The 18007-nt window shown below is 63.5% G+C and carries 19 protein-coding genes; 9 read left to right on the top strand and 10 right to left on the bottom strand.

Annotated elements, in window-relative coordinates; all coding sequences use genetic code 11:
* Positions 1–142: 142 nt before the first annotated feature.
* On the top strand, positions 143–2344 hold the full coding sequence (locus tag FJ978_RS08615) for an RNA degradosome polyphosphate kinase (protein ID WP_023766425.1): 2202 nt from the start codon (positions 143–145) through the stop codon (positions 2342–2344).
* Positions 2344–3879, top strand: a complete 1536-nt coding sequence (gene ppx / locus FJ978_RS08610; protein WP_140571693.1) for an exopolyphosphatase — start codon at positions 2344–2346, stop codon at positions 3877–3879. The genes FJ978_RS08615 and ppx overlap by 1 nt, the downstream gene beginning before the upstream one ends.
* Positions 3880–4142: 263 nt before the next feature.
* On the opposite strand, the gene FJ978_RS08605 is transcribed toward ppx, so the two are convergent.
* The 4 genes from FJ978_RS08605 to FJ978_RS08590 all read right to left on the bottom strand — a co-directional run bounded on the left by FJ978_RS08605 (position 4143) and on the right by FJ978_RS08590 (position 7422).
* Positions 4143–4547, bottom strand: coding sequence for a DoxX family protein (locus FJ978_RS08605; protein ID WP_140571691.1), 405 nt, complete (start codon positions 4545–4547; stop codon positions 4143–4145).
* A 225-nt stretch (positions 4548–4772) separates the two neighbouring features.
* Positions 4773–5195, bottom strand: a complete 423-nt coding sequence (locus tag FJ978_RS08600; RefSeq protein ID WP_140571689.1) for a DoxX family protein — start codon at positions 5193–5195, stop codon at positions 4773–4775.
* Positions 5196–5370: 175 nt separating this feature from the next.
* Entirely contained in the window at positions 5371–6768 is a 1398-nt protein-coding gene (gene fumC / locus FJ978_RS08595) for a class II fumarate hydratase (RefSeq protein ID WP_140571687.1), read from the bottom strand.
* A gap of 180 nt (positions 6769–6948) precedes the next feature.
* Complete coding sequence (locus tag FJ978_RS08590) at positions 6949–7422, bottom strand: cupin domain-containing protein (protein ID WP_181176724.1); 474 nt, start codon at positions 7420–7422, stop codon at positions 6949–6951.
* A gap of 113 nt (positions 7423–7535) precedes the next feature.
* Here FJ978_RS08590 and FJ978_RS08585 point away from each other — a divergent pair, with 113 nt between their 5' ends.
* Positions 7536–8480, top strand: coding sequence for a LysR family transcriptional regulator (locus FJ978_RS08585; protein ID WP_140571683.1), 945 nt, complete (start codon positions 7536–7538; stop codon positions 8478–8480).
* A 28-nt stretch (positions 8481–8508) separates the two neighbouring features.
* Here FJ978_RS08585 and FJ978_RS08580 read toward each other — a convergent pair whose 3' ends face one another.
* Entirely contained in the window at positions 8509–9282 is a 774-nt protein-coding gene (locus FJ978_RS08580) for an SDR family oxidoreductase (RefSeq protein WP_140571681.1), read from the bottom strand.
* 282 nt (positions 9283–9564) lie between these two features.
* Between FJ978_RS08580 and FJ978_RS08575 the strand changes: the two genes are divergently transcribed.
* Positions 9565–10500 (top strand): glycosyl transferase family 90, encoded by a 936-nt coding sequence (locus tag FJ978_RS08575; RefSeq protein WP_181176715.1) that lies wholly within the window; start codon positions 9565–9567, stop codon positions 10498–10500.
* Positions 10501–10554: 54 nt separating this feature from the next.
* Here FJ978_RS08575 and betI read toward each other — a convergent pair whose 3' ends face one another.
* A complete protein-coding gene (gene betI / locus FJ978_RS08570) occupies positions 10555–11193 on the bottom strand; it encodes a transcriptional regulator BetI (RefSeq protein ID WP_140571677.1) in 639 nt (212 codons plus the stop codon).
* A gap of 92 nt (positions 11194–11285) precedes the next feature.
* Between betI and choX the strand changes: the two genes are divergently transcribed.
* A complete protein-coding gene (choX, locus tag FJ978_RS08565) occupies positions 11286–12224 on the top strand; it encodes a choline ABC transporter substrate-binding protein (RefSeq protein ID WP_140571675.1) in 939 nt (312 codons plus the stop codon).
* Complete coding sequence (locus FJ978_RS08560) at positions 12221–13060, top strand: alpha/beta hydrolase (protein ID WP_181180388.1); 840 nt, start codon at positions 12221–12223, stop codon at positions 13058–13060. The genes choX and FJ978_RS08560 overlap by 4 nt, the downstream gene beginning before the upstream one ends.
* Positions 13061–13062: 2 nt before the next feature.
* Here FJ978_RS08560 and FJ978_RS08555 read toward each other — a convergent pair whose 3' ends face one another.
* Together FJ978_RS08555 and FJ978_RS08550 are read right to left on the bottom strand one after the other, a co-directional pair.
* Positions 13063–13314: a hypothetical protein gene (locus FJ978_RS08555; RefSeq protein ID WP_140571673.1), complete on the bottom strand. Its 252-nt coding sequence runs from the start codon at positions 13312–13314 to the stop codon at positions 13063–13065.
* A 42-nt stretch (positions 13315–13356) separates the two neighbouring features.
* Positions 13357–14151 carry an NIPSNAP family protein gene (locus FJ978_RS08550; protein WP_140571883.1) on the bottom strand — a complete coding sequence of 265 codons (795 nt, stop codon included), beginning with the start codon at positions 14149–14151 and terminating at the stop codon, positions 13357–13359.
* Positions 14152–14300: 149 nt separating this feature from the next.
* Between FJ978_RS08550 and FJ978_RS08545 the strand changes: the two genes are divergently transcribed.
* On the top strand, positions 14301–14948 hold the full coding sequence (locus FJ978_RS08545; protein ID WP_246678092.1) for a TetR/AcrR family transcriptional regulator: 648 nt from the start codon (positions 14301–14303) through the stop codon (positions 14946–14948).
* 45 nt (positions 14949–14993) lie between these two features.
* Here the strand turns inward: FJ978_RS08545 and FJ978_RS08540 are convergent, their stop codons facing one another.
* On the bottom strand, positions 14994–15593 hold the full coding sequence (locus FJ978_RS08540) for a hypothetical protein (protein WP_140571669.1): 600 nt from the start codon (positions 15591–15593) through the stop codon (positions 14994–14996).
* A 167-nt stretch (positions 15594–15760) separates the two neighbouring features.
* On the opposite strand from FJ978_RS08540, the gene FJ978_RS08535 reads away from it, so the two are divergent.
* Complete coding sequence (locus tag FJ978_RS08535; protein WP_140571667.1) at positions 15761–16888, top strand: metallophosphoesterase; 1128 nt, start codon at positions 15761–15763, stop codon at positions 16886–16888.
* Between the two features lie 25 nt (positions 16889–16913).
* Here FJ978_RS08535 and FJ978_RS08530 read toward each other — a convergent pair whose 3' ends face one another.
* Positions 16914–17093, bottom strand: a complete 180-nt coding sequence (locus FJ978_RS08530; RefSeq protein WP_013896186.1) for a CsbD family protein — start codon at positions 17091–17093, stop codon at positions 16914–16916.
* A gap of 207 nt (positions 17094–17300) precedes the next feature.
* Here FJ978_RS08530 and FJ978_RS08525 point away from each other — a divergent pair, with 207 nt between their 5' ends.
* Positions 17301–17954, top strand: coding sequence for a glutathione S-transferase family protein (locus tag FJ978_RS08525; protein WP_140571665.1), 654 nt, complete (start codon positions 17301–17303; stop codon positions 17952–17954).
* Positions 17955–18007: the final 53 nt, after the last annotated feature.

The following is an 18007-nucleotide window of genomic DNA, read 5'->3' as shown; positions in this document are numbered from 1 at the left end:
TCGTCTCCTTAACGCAGTCTCGCATGCATCTGGATCATAACAGGTCTCTTTGCAAGATCGATGAAATCAAACTGTCGCAAAAGCCTGTCAGAGGATAAGTTAAGCCGGTTAACCGGCCGAGCTGGTGGGAAGAGCAGGAACAATGAACGAACTGAAGCCGGTGCAGAGCGAATTCATCAATGTCGAGGCGGCGAGCCCGGAGGGCGGCAATCCAGACCGTTTCGTCAATCGCGAGTTTTCCTGGCTGCAGTTCAATCGCCGCGTGCTCGAGGAATCGCTGAACACCAATCATCCGCTTCTGGAGCGCGTCCGCTTCCTGTCGATCTCGGCCGCCAATCTCGACGAGTTCTTCATGGTCCGCGTCGCCGGCCTCGCCGGCCAGGTGCGCGAGGGCATCGTCTTGAAGAGCCCTGACGGCCGCACGCCCGAACAGCAGCTCGAACAGCTGCTGCGCGAGGTCGAGCGGCTGCAGGAAGACCAGCAGAAGAGTCTATCGGCGCTGACCGTGCTGCTCAACAAGGAAGGCATCGAGACCATTACGCGGGATGCGCTGACCAAGGATGAGAAGGCCTGGCTGGAAGAGCATTTTCAGGACCAGGTATTTCCGGTGCTGACCCCGTTGTCGATCGACCCGGCGCATCCATTCCCGTTCATTCCCAATCTCGGTTTCTCGATGGCGCTGCAGCTTCGCCATCGCAAGAATGGCGAGGAGATGAGCGCGCTCTTGCGCCTGCCGGTGGCGCTGAAGCGCTTCATCCGTCTTCCGGACCGCAAGCACCATGTCCGCTTCATCCCGCTGGAAGAGGCGGTCGGCCTCTACATCGGCAAGCTGTTCCCCGGCTATGAGGTCAAGGGTTCCGGCACATTCCGCATCATCCGCGACAGCGACATCGAGGTCGAGGAGGAATCGGAAGACCTCGTGCGCCTGTTCGAGACGGCGCTGAAGCGCCGCCGCCGCGGTTCGGTGATCCGCATCGAATTCGACAAGCTGATGCCCAGCGAATTGCGCGACTTCGTCGCCGGCGAGCTTGGCGTCTCGTCGAGCCGTATCAGCGTGCTCACCGGCCCGTTGGCGCTCAGCCAGATCTCCGAGATCGTGGCGGTCGCCCGCGACGATTTGAAGTTCACGCCCTACAATCCGCGCTTTCCCGAGCGCATCCGCGAGCATGGCGGCGACTGTTTCGCCGCCATCCGCGAGAAGGACATCATCGTCCACCACCCCTATGAATCCTTCGACGTCGTGGTGCAGTTCCTGCGCCAGGCCATGGCCGACCCCGAGGTGGTGGCGATCAAGCAGACGCTTTACCGCACCTCCAACGACAGCCCGATCGTGCGCGCGCTGGTCGATGCGGCCGAGGCCGGCAAGTCGGTGACCGCGCTTGTCGAGCTCAAGGCCCGTTTCGACGAGGAAGCCAACATCCGCTGGGCGCGCGATCTGGAGCGCGCCGGCGTGCAGGTCGTGTTCGGTTTCCTCGAACTCAAGACCCACGCCAAGATGTCGCTGGTGGTGCGCCGCGAAGACGGCAAACTGCGCAACTACGTGCATCTGGGCACCGGCAACTACCATCCGGTCACCGCGCGCATCTATACTGACCTGTCCTTCTTCACCACCGATCCGACGATCGCCCGCGACGTCGCCCAGCTGTTCAATTTCATCACCGGCTACGCTGAGCCGACCGACGAAATGCGGCTGGCGATCTCGCCCTTCACGCTGAGAAGCCGCATTCTGAAGCACATTTCCGCCGAAGTCGCCCATGCGCTGGAAGGAAAGCCGGCTCGCATCTGGATGAAGATGAACGCGCTTGTCGACCCGATCATCATCGATGCGCTCTATGATGCCAGCCGCGCCGGCGTCGAGATCGACCTCGTCGTGCGCGGTATCTGTTGCCTCAGGCCTCAGGTTCCGGGGCTTTCGGAAAACATCCGGGTGAAGTCGATCGTCGGCCGGTTCCTCGAGCACAGCCGCATCTATTGCTTCGGCAATGGCCATGGCCTGCCCTCGGACGAAGCGATCGTCTACATCTCCTCGGCCGATCTCATGCCGCGCAATCTCGACCGCCGCGTCGAGACCATGGTGCCGATCACCAATCCAACTGTGCATGAACAGGTCCTTGGCCAGATCATGCTCGGCAACATCATGGACAATCAGCAAAGTTTCGACGTATTGGCTGATGGAACCTCCCGGCGCGTCGTGCTGGAGGAGGGCGAGGAACCGTTCAACGCGCAGGAATATTTCATGACCAATCCGAGCCTGTCGGGACGGGGTGACGCGCTGAAGTCGCACGCGCCCAAGCGCATCGCGCAGTTCAAGCGCCGCAAGAAGAACGCCGCAGCGTCCGGCTGATGCTGTCTGATTCCCAGGGCCGGCTGCAGGACCGCCGACCGCTGTCCATCATCGACATCGGGTCGAATTCGATCCGCCTTGTCGTCTATGAGGGACTGGCGCGTTCGCCGACCATGCTGTTCAACGAAAAGATGCTGGCCGGCCTTGGCCGCGGCATCGTTTCGACCGGCAAACTCGATCCCGAGGCGGTGACGCGCTCGATGGAGGAGTTCCGCCGCTTCCGTGCGCTCTCCGACCAGGCCGGCGCCGAGCACATGTATGTCTTGGCCACCGCCGCCGCCCGCGAGGCGATCAATGGTCCCGATTTCATCCACCGCGCCGAAGAGGTGCTGAAGACCGAGATTCGTGTCATCAGCGGTCGCCAGGAGGCCTATTATTCGGCGCTCGGTGTCATTTCCGGCTTCCACCCGGCCAACGGCATCGCCGGCGATCTCGGCGGCGGCAGCCTCGAACTGGTCGACGTCAATGGCGAGGCGATCGGCGATGGCATAACGCTGCCGCTCGGTGGCCTGCGCCTGCAGGACATGGCCAAGAACTCGCTTACCCAGGCGCAGAAGATCGCGCGCGACGAACTGGCGCGGGCCAAGCTGTTGAAGGGCGGGCAGGGCCGGCCCTTCTACGCCGTCGGCGGCACCTGGCGAAACCTCGCCCGGCTGCACATGGAGATGACCAACTACCCGCTTGGCGTCATGCACCACTACGAGATATCCGCCGAGAGCGCGACGGCCTTTCTCAAGCAGGTGGCAAAAGCCGAGATCGAGAAGATCAAGGGCATTGAAGGCGTATCGAAAAATCGCCGCTCGCTGCTGCCTTACGGCTCTATCGTGCTGCAGGAGATCATGGCGGCCATGCAGCCGTCGAAGATCATCGTCTCGGCGCTTGGTGTGCGCGAAGGCTTCCTCTATTCACTGCTCGACGAGGCCGAGCAGAAGGCCGATCCGTTGATTTCGGCGTCCGAGGAACTCGCCCGGCTGCGCTCGCGCTCGCTCACCCATTCGCATGAACTGGTCGACTGGACGGCAAAATCCTTTGCCGCCTTCGGCATCGATGAGACGGAGGACGAGGCGCGCTACCGCCACGCCGCCGCATTGCTGGCCGATATCGGCTGGCGCGCCCATCCGGAGTATCGCGGCAGGCAATCGCTCAACATCATCGCGCACGCCTCCTTCTTCGGCGTCGACCATCCCGGCCGTGCCTTCCTGGCCTTGGCCAACGCTTATCGCCACGATGGCATCTTCAACGAATCCATCGCGCCCGAAATCAAGGCGCTGGCGACGCCGCGCTATCTGGAGCGCGCCCGTGTGCTGGCGGCGATGATGCGCGTCGTCTATCTGCTGACGGCCTCGATGCCCGGCATCATGCCCAGGCTAAAGTGGGAGCAGCGCGCCAACGGCGTGCTGGCATTGGTGTTGCCGGCCTCGCTGGCCGACCTCTATGGCGAACGGCCGGCCGGGCGCCTAGCGCAACTGGCAAGGATAACCAACCGCCGGCTGGTGCTGGCCGTCGAGGGCGGCCCGAGCGTTTCGGTGAAATGAACACGGCCTACCAGAGCGCACGCGGGCCAACCCAATCGCGCCACTTGCCAGCGGTTTCGCGTTTGATGACCGGCTTCCCCCACTCCGTCGCTGCTTCGCAGCGCCACCTCTCCCCCCTCCGGAGGGAAAGGAAGGGAGCGTTGCTGGACGAGCGTTAACGCCAAAGAACTTGGCGCCTTCCTCTACCCCGTCGATCGGGGGAGAGGTGGCTCGGCGAAGCCGAGACGGAGTGGGGGTCGACCTGGCTCGGGACTAAGACGATATCAAACCGCGTCGCGCCCGTCGGCCGACCAGGCGCCCGCACCGGCCATGCCCAGCGCCAGGAAGCCGCCCGCGATCGCAATGTCCTTCATCAGCATCTGCTGGTGCAGGAAGGCGAGCGTCGCATCGCCAGCGCCCTGGCCGTAATGACCGATGAAACCGGCCGCGATGCAGAAGGCGGCAAGCAGCAGCGCCACGATCCGCGTCTGGAAGCCGATGAGGATCAGCAGTCCGGCGATCAGCTCGAACAGGCCCGTGCCCCAGGCGGCAAGCGTGGGCAGCGGCAGGCCCAGGCCGGCGAAATAATTGGTCGTGCCGGCGATGTTGGCGAGCGCCTGGAAGCCGGACGGTACGAACAGCACGGCAAACAGCAGCCGCGAAACCAAGAGCAATGCGTTGCGGGCCATGGCCATCTCCGTTGTCGCTGCACGATCGTGCTCAGCCGGCGGCCAGGCAGTCTACGCCTGCGAGGCTGCGGCTGAAACCGGAGAGCCGCCTATTTGAGACAACGAAAAAGCGGCGCGGAAAATTCCGTGCCGCTTCCATTTTCAAGGCTTGGGAGGGAAGGCTTGGAGCAATTCCCAGGAAAAGCGCGGCGCTTTCCCTCGGGAACTGCGTCAGAACAAGGAAACTCAGCCGCGCTTGGCGTCGACAGAGTAGGCGCCGGCGCCCGACGAAGCCAGTAGCAGGAAGCCGCCGGTGATGGCGAGGTTCTTGAGAAACTGGATCATCTGCATCTGGTCGGCCCAGCCGGTGTGGGCGACAAGGCCGGTGGCGACCGTGAAGATCGCGAGCACCCAGGCGGCGATCCTGGTCTGGAAGCCGACGAGGATGGCGAGCCCGCCGAGCAGTTCGATCAGGCCGACGACGACGGCCGTTACGGTTGGCAACGGCAGCCCGAGGGCGCCGAAATAGCCAGCGGTTCCGGAAATGGCGGTCAGCTTGCCGAAGCCGGAAAGCAGGAAAATGACCGCGAGCAGGATGCGGCCGAGCAGGATCGTGACAGAACTGTTGGACGCTGTGCCGGCGCCGGCGGCGGAAGTGTTGGTGGACATGGTGGCTCTCCGAGTGGGTTGAATGACCACCCAGATAGACGATGCCGACTGTTCACCAAAGCCGCCTATGTGGCGACACATTGTTCACAGGTCATACGTTTCCGTGATCGCGCGACGCGCGCGAAATTCGTGTCGGATGACGCGGTGACGGGGGTAAATTTTCCCGCCGAAAACCTCACCCCGGATGGGTCATGTCCGCGGGCCGCACCAGCCGGTCATAGTCGGCCTCGCTGACCAGGCCGGTGGCCAGCGTTTCCTCGCGCAGCGTCGTGCCCTTCTTGTGCGCGGCCTTGGCGATCTTGGCGGCATTGTCGTAGCCGATGGTTGGCGCCAGCGCCGTCACCAGCATCAGCGAGCGGTCGAGGGCCGCCTTGATGTTGTCTTCGCGAGCCTCGATGCCGACGACGCAATTGTCGGTGAAGGAGACCGAAGCGTCGGCGAGCAACTGCACCGACTGCAGGAAATTGTATGCCATCAGCGGATTGTAGACGTTGAGCTCGAAATGGCCCTGGCTGCCGGCGAAAGTGACGGCGGCATTGTTGCCGAACACCTGCACGCAGACCTGGGTCAACGCTTCGCACTGCGTCGGGTTGACCTTGCCCGGCATGATCGACGAGCCGGGTTCGTTTTCCGGCAGCGACAATTCACCGAGGCCCGAGCGCGGCCCGGAACCGAGGAAGCGGATGTCGTTGGCGACCTTGAACAGGGCAGCGGCAGCGGCATTGATGGCGCCGTGCGAGAACACCATGGAATCGTGCGCCGCGAGCGCCTCGAACTTGTTGGGCGCGGTGACGAAGGCGATGCCGGTAATGGCGGCGATGCGGTCGGCCACCCGCTCGGCGAAGCCAACCGGCGCGTTGAGGCCGGTGCCGACGGCGGTGCCGCCCTGCGCCAGCTCCTGCAGGCCGGGCAGCGTCAACTCGATGCGCTTGATCGACGAGGCGACCTGCGCCGCATAGCCCGAGAATTCCTGGCCCAGCGTCAGCGGCGTGGCATCCTGCGTGTGGGTACGGCCGATCTTGATGATGTGGTTGAATTCCCTGCTCTTGGCGGCCAGCGCCTTGTGCAGGTGCTTCAGCGCCGGCAAGAGGTCGTGCACGATGCGCTCGGCGCAGGCGATGTGCATCGCCGTCGGATAGGTGTCGTTCGACGACTGGCTCATATTGACGTGGTCGTTGGGGTGTACCGGCTTCTTCGAGCCCATGACGCCGCCCAGCATCTCGATCGCCCGGTTGGAGATCACCTCATTGGCGTTCATGTTGGACTGCGTGCCCGAGCCGGTCTGCCAGACCACCAGCGGGAAATGGTCGTTGAGCTTGCCGTCGATGACCTCCTGCGCGGCCGCGATGATCGCCTTGCCGATGGCGGGATCGAGCCGCTTCAGCTCCATATTGGCTTCCGCCGCCGCCCGCTTGACGATACCGAGCGCCCGCACGACCGAAACCGGCTGCTTTTCCCAGCCGATCTTGAAATTACCCAGGGAACGCTGCGCCTGCGCGCCCCAATAGCGGTCGGCGGCGACCTCGATGGGACCGAACGTGTCGGTTTCGGTTCTGGTCTTTGGCGTGCTCACGGCAAGTCTCCGGTCTGTCGATTTGGGCAACGGCGTATCGCGTTGCACAAAACGCATCAAGCGGAGATTGCGGACGGTGAGGATGCAAATCGGTTGAAGGAACGCACCTCGCTCCCAGCGGCGCAACCGCGTGCGCGGGAAGGAGATTTTGCCGAAGGGGTAGCGTTGGCTTGCTTTTTGTCAGGCTAGGGGTGGGCCAACGATGTCGATGCCATTGCTTGCGCAGAGCCGCACCAGTGCCGCGATGATCTCCGGCTTCGGCTCCATCTGCGGCGGCAGTTCCGGCCGTTCTGCCGGACGGCTCGCCTGACGCAGCATCGTCTCGAAATCGGAACCGCGCGTGACGGTGAGGCTGCGCGCGCCTTCGGGTGACTCGACCCGGTAGGTGTGCGGCAGGCCTTTCGGCGCGATGACTGTCTCGCCGGCGACGGCAATCCGCTCATGGCCATCGATCTGAAAGCGCAGCCGCCCTTCGAGAACGTGAAACACCTCGTCCTCGTGCCGATGCACATGCAGCGGTGGAGAGTCACCATATGGCATGCGATGTTCGACAACGCAGATGGCGTCTGCTCCCGCGTGCGAGGAAATGTGGATGGCGACGAGCGTGTTGTTGAACCAGAAGAGTTCCTTGCCTGTGGTCGTCCCGACGGTCATTGTCACGGTTCTTCCTCCTTTGTTGCCTGTGCCGACGGGCGCCGCCGACAACGACCTAACCAGGGACATGCCCACGATGGAAATCCAATGATCGTATGGGGCGAATTGATGCGATGAATTTGAATGGCCTCGATCTCAATCTCGTCAGGGTGCTCGACGCGCTGCTGCGGGAAAGAAGCGTCACGCGTGCCGGTGAGCAGATCGGCCTCAGCCAGCCTGCCGTCAGCGCGGCGCTCAATCGCTTGCGCCACATCCTGAACGACCAGCTATTCGTGCGGCGCGGCAACGACATGGTGCCGACGCCGCGCGCGGAGAGCCTGGCTGAGCCGGTGCGTCTGGCACTGCGCGAGATCGAACGCGCCTTCCATTCGGCGCAGCCGTTCGATCCGGCGGAGCTCGAACGAACCTTCACGCTCATGGGTGCCGATTTCTTCTCCATGCTGCTCATGCCAACATTGGCGGCGCGCGTCGCGGCCATCGCACCGCGTGTGTCGTTGAGGTTTCTCGATAGCGCGCGCGGCGATGTTTCGCAGCTGCTCCAGGATGATGAAATCGACGCGGCACTGGAACGTCCACTGGAGGTCTTGGACTGGGTCTCCAGCGTACCGCTGTTCCATTCACCTTTCGCAATCATTGCGGCGCGGGACAATGCTGCGATCAGGCAGGCGGGGATCGCGGACGGCGAGCTGCTGCCGCTTGAGCTTTTCTGCGAACTGCCCCACGTTCTTCGCTCAATCGACGGCTCGATGTCGGGTTCCACCGATGAGGCGCTCGGCAAGATCGGAAGGAAGCGTCGTGTCAGCCTGGCACTGCCGCACTTTCAGGCTGTCGCGTTGGCCGTGGCAAACGGAAACTACCTTTCCGCGGTTCCCAGGCAGTTCGCCCTTTGGGCGGCGAAGACCCTGCCGCTCGCCATCTTTGAACCGCCACTTCCCATTGCTGTTCCTGAAATCAGGATGTACTGGCACGCGCGCCACGACGACGAGCCACCTCATCGCTGGATTCGCACTCAGATCCTGGAAGTTGTCGAGGCTCTTGGATTTGTGCGCTGCCCGTGAAGTTGCCGGCAGGTAACGACCAGACAGTTCACCCCGCAGTATATCCGCCATCGATCGCGAAGATACCACCGCTCGTCCACGCGGCATCGTCACTTGCGAGATAGACCGCGATGCCAGCCAGATCGTCCGGGCGGCCGATGCGGCCCAGCGGATAGCTGCGGTCGACATAGGCCTTCAGCTCCGCCTGTGCCTCGGCCGGCAGGTTGTCGACGGTCTTGCGCCGCATGGCGGTGTCGACCGTGCCGGGCGCGATGGCGTTGACCCGGATGCCGCGCGGGCCGAGTTCGAAGGCAAGCGACTTGGTCAGCGAATTCAGCGCGCCCTTGGACAGCGAGTAGAGGCTGGATGGCCGCTTCGGGATCATCTTGTTGGCGAAATAGGAAGAGATGTTGATGACGGACGCGCCGGCGCCGAAATGCTGCAACAGGCCCTGGGTGAGAAAGAACGCCGCCGTCACATTGAGCGCGAAGGAGTGCTGGAATTGCGCCTCGCTGACGGTTTCGAACGGCACGAGATAGGCGACACCGGCATTGTTGACGAGGATATCGAGCGGCTGGCCGGCGCCATTCACATGCTGGACGACGGCGGCGATGCCGGGGCTGACGGCAAGATCGACCGACAATGTCTCGACCGTGCCGACAGGGCCGGGAGCCATCAGCTTGTCGCGAGCGGCTTCGAGCTTGCCGGCGTCGCGCCCGACGATCAGCATATCGGCGCCCTCGCGCAGGAACGCCTCGGCGATCGCCAGGCCGATGCCGTCCGAACCGCCGGTCACCAGCGCGCGCTTGTTGCGAAGTTTCATGGGAACGCTCCAAAGCAGCCTTGGCCAGCCCAAGAGCACCGCATAGTCGCGGCAGTGGTCAACCCAGCGGCCTATCCCACGGTATGAACTTCGATCGCCGCCGGCCCTGCGGCTTGCTTCGGAGGGGCGAACAGGATAGCCGGCTTGACCGAGCGGTCGTGCAGTTTCAAGTGAAGCGCCACGGGTCTCCTATCGAAATACCTTTCCCAAGAAGCATTGTTGAATCCCGCAAGAGCATTGTTGAAAATGGCTACTCTCGAGACGGCGAACCGAAAGCTTCCCTTGCCGGTCGATGTCGTCGAGGTCGGCAGGCGCTTTCTGCCCGGGCTCAATCGGGGTGAAATCTACTGTCGCCTCGACGACGGGAAGCTCATCGTGCGCTCCCGTGCCGCCTGGCTTGAACGGCACGTGCAGGTCCTGACGCTGATTGCCGAGGCATTGGCGTCGCTTGGCGCCCGCAGCATGCCGCCTTTCTACATGCTTCTCGGGGACACGCCGTCCCGCAGAAGGCATCGCCGTTTCCGCACCCGCTTTGCCTTCTCCCAAGCCGACGGCTATGGCGAGGTGGCGGCGCCCGATTTCGTTTTCGACGGATGGCCGGACGCAAAGTTCGACGATTACGATGAGAAGACACGAGCGATGGCGGCCGCATCGGAAGAGCCGCCGCGCGACAACAGATTGTTCTGGGCGGGGCGCTGCATGAACGAAGCCCGCAAAAGGGTCGTCGATCTCGCAAAAGCCCGGCCAGACCTGCTGGAGGCTTATGACACCGAGCCGAACTACGATGTCGCCATCAATCGCTATTCCACCAGTTTCAGGACGATGGAGGAACAGGTCGCGACGTACAGGTACATGATCGACATCGAGGGCGCCGGCTATAGTGGCCGCTTCAAGATGCTGCTCCACACCAAACGGGTGGTTCTGCTGCAGGATCGGCCGTGGCGCGAGTGGTTCTTCGACGATATCGAGCCGTTTCGCCATTATGTCCCGGTGGCGCGCGACATGTCGGATCTGGCAGAGCGCATCGAGTGGCTGCGCGCCAATCCGAAGCGGGAAACCGAAATAGCCACGGAGGCGCGGCACTTCGCGCAGACCCGCCTGACCCGCGCGGCGGCCGTGGCGGCATGGGCGAAGCTCCTGGGGGATCACGCCGCCGCCGGCGGTAATCTGAAATCCGGTCTCCAGCACCGCAAGCGCGCAACCGGCTGGCCGATCTGACCGTGCGCCTGTTCCCATGAGGTGAAACTCAGCCCGGCTGGCAAGCCAGCCGGTTTACGCGCCGACGGCCGCAGGCCGGTGCATGGCCAGTCGCGCGGCGACAAGATCCCTGACCTGGCGGATCGCCTGTTCGCGCGAGACGCTGCCTGGTTGCAGGCCGAGCCGCAGCCAAAGCCCGTCGATCAGCGCGGTGACGCCAAGCGCTATGTCGTCCGCATCTCCAGGCGGGGCAAGGCCGCGCAGACCGGACAACAGGTTCGAGCGCATGCGGGCGTGAAGCACCTTCTGGATGCGCGCCAGCTTCTCGTCGCGCGGGACCTCGGCGCAAAGCGAAAGCCAGGCATGGCATAGCGGTGGCCGGAACAGGTGCTCCTCGAAATTGCCGTCGATCACGGCATCGAGGCGCTCCATCGGCGTCCGCGCCTGGCGCAGCCGGGTGACCACCGCGTCGCGCAGGACGGCATTGGCCTCGCGCATGGCATGCTCGAACAGTTCCTGCTTGTTGCGGAAGTAGTGCAGCACGATGCCCTTGGAGGCGCCCGCGTGGGCGGCAACCTTTTCCAGCGTGGCACCTGCAATGCCTTCGCGCTCCAGCACCGCGAAGGCTGCCTGCCGCAATTCCTTGCGGCGTATGTCGCCGAGACGCTTGAGTTTCACGGGGTCGATCCATGCATGGCGAATCCACGTTGACATTTTCGTCCGGTCAGATCAATCATTGACCAATGGGACAATAAAAAGACCAATTGGTCAATCCGACAATAATTGGTCACAAGAGGAGAACCGAAATGTTGCGCATCCTTGCAAACGGCGTGTGTCTAGCCGCGTTGGCGCTGGCGTCTCAGGCAGCCCAGGCGGCAGAAGCGGAGGAGTGCAGGGCGGTCCGCATGGCCGAACCGGGCTGGAACGATCTTGCCTTCACCACGGGCGTGGCCAACGTCCTGCTGCAAGCGCTCGGCTACCAGCCGCGAAGCGAGGTGCTTGGCATCAACGTCATCTACGAAGGCATGAAGAACAGGGATCTCGATCTGTTCCTCGGCTACTGGGACCCGGCGATGGTCACTTACTACGAGCCCTACAAGAAGGATGGCTCGATCGAGAATGTGCGCGTCAATCTCGTCGGCGCCAAATACACCTTCGCCGTGCCGACCTATGTCTGGGAGGCCGGCGTCAAGGACATTGCCGACCTGCACAAGTTCGCCGACAAGTTCGGCAAGAAGATGTACGGCATCGAGCCCGGCTCCAACCAACTGATGATGGACGCCATCGCCGATCCGAGCTTTGGCCTCGATGGCTGGCACGTGGTCGAGTCCAGCGAGGCCGGCATGCTCTCCGAGGTCGGCTACGAGATCAAGGAGAAGCAGTTCATCGTCTTCCAGGGTTGGGCGCCGCATCCGATGAACACCATGTACGATTTCAAGTATCTGACCGGCGGCGACAAGTTCTTCGGCCCGAATTTCGGTGCCGCCACGGTGACGACGCAGGTGCGCAAGGGCTATCTCGATCAGTGCCCGAACGTCGCGCAATTCTTGAAAAATCTCGCCTTCGACATCGATTTCGAGAATGTCGGCATGGGCTACCTGATCAATGACGGCATGAAGCCGGAGGATGGGGCGCTGAAGGCGGTCACGCTGAATAAGAGCCGCCTCGATGCCTGGCTCGCCGGCGTCACCACTTTCGACGGCAAGCCCGGCCTTGCCGCGGTCAAGGAAAAGCTCGGCCTGTGAGATCGGCCGCGCTGGATGCCTTGCCCGACGCTGGGGCCGAACAGGACGCCTGGGCCGGCCGCAAGCGATTGGTCGATGTTGGCGACCTCGAGATCGCCTATGTCGAGATCGCGGGCGCCGAGCCGCCGCTGCTTCTGGTGCACGGCTTCACCGACACCAGCCGCAGCTTTTCGCTTCTTGCGCCGCATCTGGCCGGCCGCCGGCTGATCATGCCCGACCTGCGCGGCCACGGTGCGTCGCAAGCGGGAAAAGGCTTCGGCATCGCCGAATTTGCCGATGATATCGCCGGCCTGATCGGGCGTTTGCGGCTCGACCGGCCCGTCGTCGTCGGCCATTCCCTGGGCGCCATGGTGGCCATCGCATTGGCCGCGCGACATGATGCGCTTGTCGGGGGACTGGTGGTCATGGCCGGCACGGTGAAGCCTGGTTTCTCGCGCGATCATGCGCTGGTCGCGGGCGTTGAGGCCTTGCATGACCCGATATCGCCGGCCGACCCGTTCTATGCCTGGTGGCATGCCTGCCGGCCCGGCGTGCCGCAGCCCTTTCTCGCCGGTCTTGCGAAAGACGCCTCGGCGATGCCTGCGGCGCGTTGGCGCGCCATCCTGGAAGAGATCCGCCGGGCCGACCTGACCGATGCGGCACAGACAGTACGGACCCAAACGCTGATCCTAGCCGGCGCGTGCGACCCGCTGTTCGGCGAGGCGCACCAGCAGGCGTTGCTCCGCGCGCTTCCTGATGCTGTCCTCGTGCGAGCCGACGCGTGTGGCCACAATCCGCATTGGGAGGAGCCGGCTTTTGTCGCCAGGGCCATCGGCCGGACCTTTGGCGAAGCCTGAACTCAGCCGAATAGTGAGCGAAGCATCGACACCGGGTCGCCAATGAGGCCCAGCGCATGCAGGATCACCGCCACGGCGAAGGCGATGATGAGGGTCCGGCTGGCGATCACCAAGGCAAAGCCCAAGGGGTTTTTATCGACGTCGAAACGATAAATGCCATCATTGGCGACGCCCGAGGACAGCGATCTGTATATGCCCCAGACCGCCGCGAGGGCTAGCAGGCCGAAGACCGTTGCGATGAACCACTGCGGCATGGGTGACGTCCGATTGGATGTCGGCAGCATAAAACAGCCGAATTAAGCAATCGCTGATGTGCCGAGCAGCGATCGCCCGGTTGGCGAAAGCCGCAGCACGTCCGTCGGCTTTGACAGTCTCGGTTCCACGGCCCGCTGGAAAGCCTGCCAGCCGAGCGAGGCTGCAAGCGTCGTCTGGCATTGCGCGTGGGCATCCTCGCTTTCGAAGCCGGTGACGGACAGGAAAACATTTTCGCCGGTTCGAACCGGCAGGCGTGAAAACGTGTTTTCGGCGCGCTCCGTCATGAACGCCCCGAGCAGGCGCGCGCCGTTCGCGGCAAGCTGCGGGGCGGCCTCTGTTCGAAAGCGCTCAGCGAAGCCGGTTTCGGTGCCTGGCCGCAAATGATGAATCGAAATCTCAACGAGGGTATCTAAAGCGCTTTGCGGGTTTGGTTTTCCGGCTTCCGCCGCGGCTGGCCTTTGCAACCCCGACAGATCGAAACCCGCGCTCGGCCATGCCGGCTTCAAAAGCAGAACGTCGTCTGAATCGATCATCGTGGCGTTAGCGGCGTCCCGATGTTCGGCCCAGACCGGGCCGCCATAGAAGGCCGTCAGCGCGTCTTTCCTAGTCTCCATATCGTCGAAGCCGCGCAGCCAGACGAACATGTCAGGACGGTCGAGATCCCTGAACTGGGCGATAATGGTCATCCCGGCGTCTTCCTGGCCCTCGATGAACTTGCTGTCGAAGAGGTCGATGAGTGTGTCGCGCTGGCCCGATTTCAACGTGTATTGCCGCAACTCGACGACGGGCGACGCACATGCCGCAAGCTCCGGCTTGGCATTGAGGGGCAGGTCCATCGCGTTCTTCTCCAAAACAGGGTGATCATCCTGTTTATAAACAGACCGGTTGTCCTGTTTTGTCAACATGCTATTGTCCGGCAATGTCAGCAGAGATGACCATTCGACCGGGCCCACGGTCTCGCAACCGCATCAACGACCCCCAGGGCATGCGCCGGAAAATGCTCGATGTCGCCGAGGTCGCGTTCCAGGCGCGCGGCTATCACGCGTCCAGCCTCGGCGATCTGATGGCGGCGGCAGGGGTCAGCGGCGGCGCGCTGCATCACCATTTCCCGACCAAGAAGGCGCTGGCGCTGGCGGTGATCGAGGAGCGCGTGGCGGCCGCGGTCGAAGAGACATGGATCGTGCCGGTCAAGGCTGCGGCCTCGGTGCGCGAGGGCGTGCGCCTCGTCTTCGAGGCTGTGGCGGCGGAACTGGAACAGCAGGGTTTCGTGCGCGGCTGCCCGCTCAACAACCTGGCGCACGAACTGTCCCTTGCCGATCCGGAGTTCCGCACCGCCCTTGCCGGCATCTTTTCGGGATGGCGGCAGGCGATCGCCGACAAGATCGGGGCCGACCAGCAGGCGGGCAGGGAGCTGGGCATCGATCCCCAGAGCTTTGCGGCGCTGGTGATCGCCACCTACTCCGGCGCCATGTCGATGGCCAAGACGGCGCAGGACGCCGGCCCGTTGCGCGATTGCCTGGCGGCGTTGGAGTGGGACGCCTCCCAGGCCGAGTCGTCCCAGGGCGAGACGTCCCAGGGCGAGACGGAAGCGAGGCGGCGTCGCAGGGTGCTGCGGCGGTACGGAACCTCGTGAGGCCAGTCCCGTACCGGCCAGTCTCCCTTACCCGGCTAGCATCCCTTATTCGGCCAGCGGTTTGATCGTCTCGTAGCCGTTCACCGATTCCTTGCTGGTGCCTTCATCGTAGCGCCGGGCGAGGGCGGCTTGCAGATCGGGTGCGTAGAGCGCGGTATAGGCATCGAGCGTCTCGCCGGCTCCGTTCTTGAAGGTCTCCTGGACGGCGAGCACATTGTATTTGCAGTCGCCCAGGCTGAACGTCTCCTTGCCCTTGACCACCAGCGTCTGCGTCTTGGTGCTCTTCGGCTGCTTGCTGGGCGACAGCTCGACAAACTCGATCGTGCCTTTGGTCCCCTTCTTCAGCGGAAACAGTTTTCGCAGGTCGGAAAACGGGATCATCGCCAGCCGGCCGGTGTCGCTGTCGCGAAACACCTCGATCAGGCCGGCAAACAGGAACTGCTTCTGTGGTGATTGCGAAGCGTAGGTATTGGCGACGGAGACCATTCCGCCGGCTACGGGCCGAAACTCGCTTTGGATGCCGGGCCTCGCCAGGATGAAGCCATTCTTGGCGGACTTTGCGTCGATGCAACCGGCGGCATGTGCGGTGCTCGCGGACGGGATCACGATCGCGGCAAGGATCGCGCAGATCGGTGCGGTTTTCATTTCGTCCTCCTCTGCTCGCGCAAGTTGAAGGCTAGACATGCCAGACCCTAGACATGCCAGACCCTAGACATGCCAGACCCTAGACATGCCAGACCCATCACCCTGTGTCGATGCTCGGCAAGGAGAGGCGCTGGACGGCCACCCGGTCTCCATGCTGAAATTCCCCGATGATGAATCGCCTTTCGCCGCTTTCACGACGCCGCTTTCTGGTGGGGACCGCCGGTCTTGCCGCAGCTGGCGTGCTGTCACGATCGGCGCTTGGTCAGACCGGGCAACGCATCCAGCCCATCGACGCCACCTTCCTGTTCATCGCCGATATCCATGCCTGCCGCATGGCAAGCGGTTTGAGCCCCAACTGCCAGCAGGAAGGCAAGACCGACGCGGCACTGCTGCGCAATGTAGTGGCGCTGAACGCCATCGGCGACAAGGACTGGCCCGCCGAAATCGACGGCGTCGCCACCGGCCTGCGTTCGGCTGGCAGCCGCATCGGCACGCCGCTCGGCCTCGTCGTTGGCGGCGACATCACCGACGACGGCGGCGGCCAGATCACCCAGCCGAGCGAGGGCACGCAGCTCCTGCAGTTCAGCCAGCGCTACCAGCAAGGTGTCGGCCCCGATCGCGTTCACATGCCGGTCTATGTCGGTCTCGGCAATCATGATCTCGACCAGAACGGGCCGCCGCACCATGTCGACTGGTATCGGCGCGAAATGCGCGACTATGTCGAGGTCAACCACCGCCCCGGCGTCTTCTTCAAGCCGCCCGCGCCGGCCACCAGCTATGATGTCGACACCGACTGCTATTCCTGGGACTGGGGCGGCCTGCATCTCGTCCAGACCCATCGTTTCGCCGGTGATACCGGCCACGGCGCCGAAAGCAGCCTGCCATGGCTGAAGCAGGACCTGGCGACCTACGCGGCGGACGGTCGCCCCGTCATCCTGTTCCAGCACTATGGCTGGGACACATTCTCGACCGAGCGTTGGGATGCCGCCAAGAGAACCTACGACGATGACGGCGCCGGCGCGCCGCACTGGTGGGGCGAAGCCGACAGGCAGGCTCTGCTGGCGGCGCTGAAGGGCTACAATGTCGTCGCCATCTTCCACGGCCACCAGCACGCCACGCCGCTGATCTATCACCGCGACGGGCTCGACCTGTTCAAGCCGAAGGCCGCCTATATGGGCGGTTTCGCCGTCGCCAGGGTGACCAGCGACGGCATGGACGTCGCGCTTGGCGAGGCGATCGATGACCATGGCGAGGTCGCTTTCACCAACGCCTTCAGCAAAGGCTGGAGCACATGACAGTCGATGCAGCCATCCGAAAAGGTCAGAGCGCCTTCTTGATTTTTTCCTTCATGTCGCCGTAGGCCTTCTGCACCTTGCCGGTGGCCTTGTCGGCCATGCCTCTGGCCTGGGTCTGCCTGTTGCCGGTCGCCTTGCCGGCGGCCTCCTTGACCGAACCCTTGACCTGCTTGGCCACGCCTGCGACCTGATCCTTGTTCACCATTTCCGCATCTCCCGGGTTTTGAATTCGAAGGAATTGGGTTTTGAATTCGAACGAATTCATCCGCGGCAAGCCAACGGACAGATCCCGCTTGGGTTCCAGGCGTCGTTCGGCCGGCAGATCAGGTCGCACCGTCGCTTCCTGGCGAAAGGCCGGCAGGCTAGGCTGAGAATACGCATCGGGTTTGGACAATCGTGCGCGGGGAGAAAAATGGCGGAATTCACGCTCTACATCGGCAACAAATGCTTCTCCTCATGGTCGCTGCGGCCATGGCTGGCGATGCGGCATCTGGAGATCCCGTTCGAGGAAGGTTTTGTACGCCTGCGCACGCCGGAGACGGCCGCCAATCTGGCGAAAGTGTCGCCGACCGGCCAGGTCCCGGTTTTGAATCACAGCGGAAGGATCGTCTGGGAAACCCTAGCCATCCTTGAATATCTTGCAGACCTCTACCCGCAGAAAAAACTCTGGCCGGACGACCTTGGCGCCCGCGCGCTGGCGCGCTCGGTGGCGACCGAGATGCATTCCGGTTTTCGCGAAGTCCGCTACGGCTGGCCGATGAACTTGCGCCGGCCCAAGGTCCATAAGTCGCTCGACGCCGAAGGCGAGGCGCAACGCGCCCGCATCGAGGCGCTGTGGCGCGAGTGCCGCGAAAAATACGGCAAGGGCGGCCCGTTTCTGTTCGGCCATTTCACCGCCGCTGACGCCATGTATGCGCCGGTCGTCACCCGCTTCGACACCTATGGCGGCGCACTGGCGGCCGACACCAGGGCCTATGTCGACGCCGTGCTGGCCACACCGGCGATGCGGCACTGGTATGCCGAAGCGGCGAAGGAGACGTGGCCGGAACCCGGGCCGGACGAATAACCTCGCTAAAGGGCTGGGCTTCCAGAAACGTTCGCGCGGCCTATCTGAAGGGG

Origin of the sequence: Mesorhizobium sp. B1-1-7 (assembly GCF_006442705.1) — a bacterium.
Classification (GTDB): Bacteria; Pseudomonadota; Alphaproteobacteria; order Rhizobiales; family Rhizobiaceae; genus Mesorhizobium; species Mesorhizobium opportunistum.
Note: the sequence above shows the minus strand (reverse complement) of the source record. Positions and strands in the feature narration are given on the sequence as shown.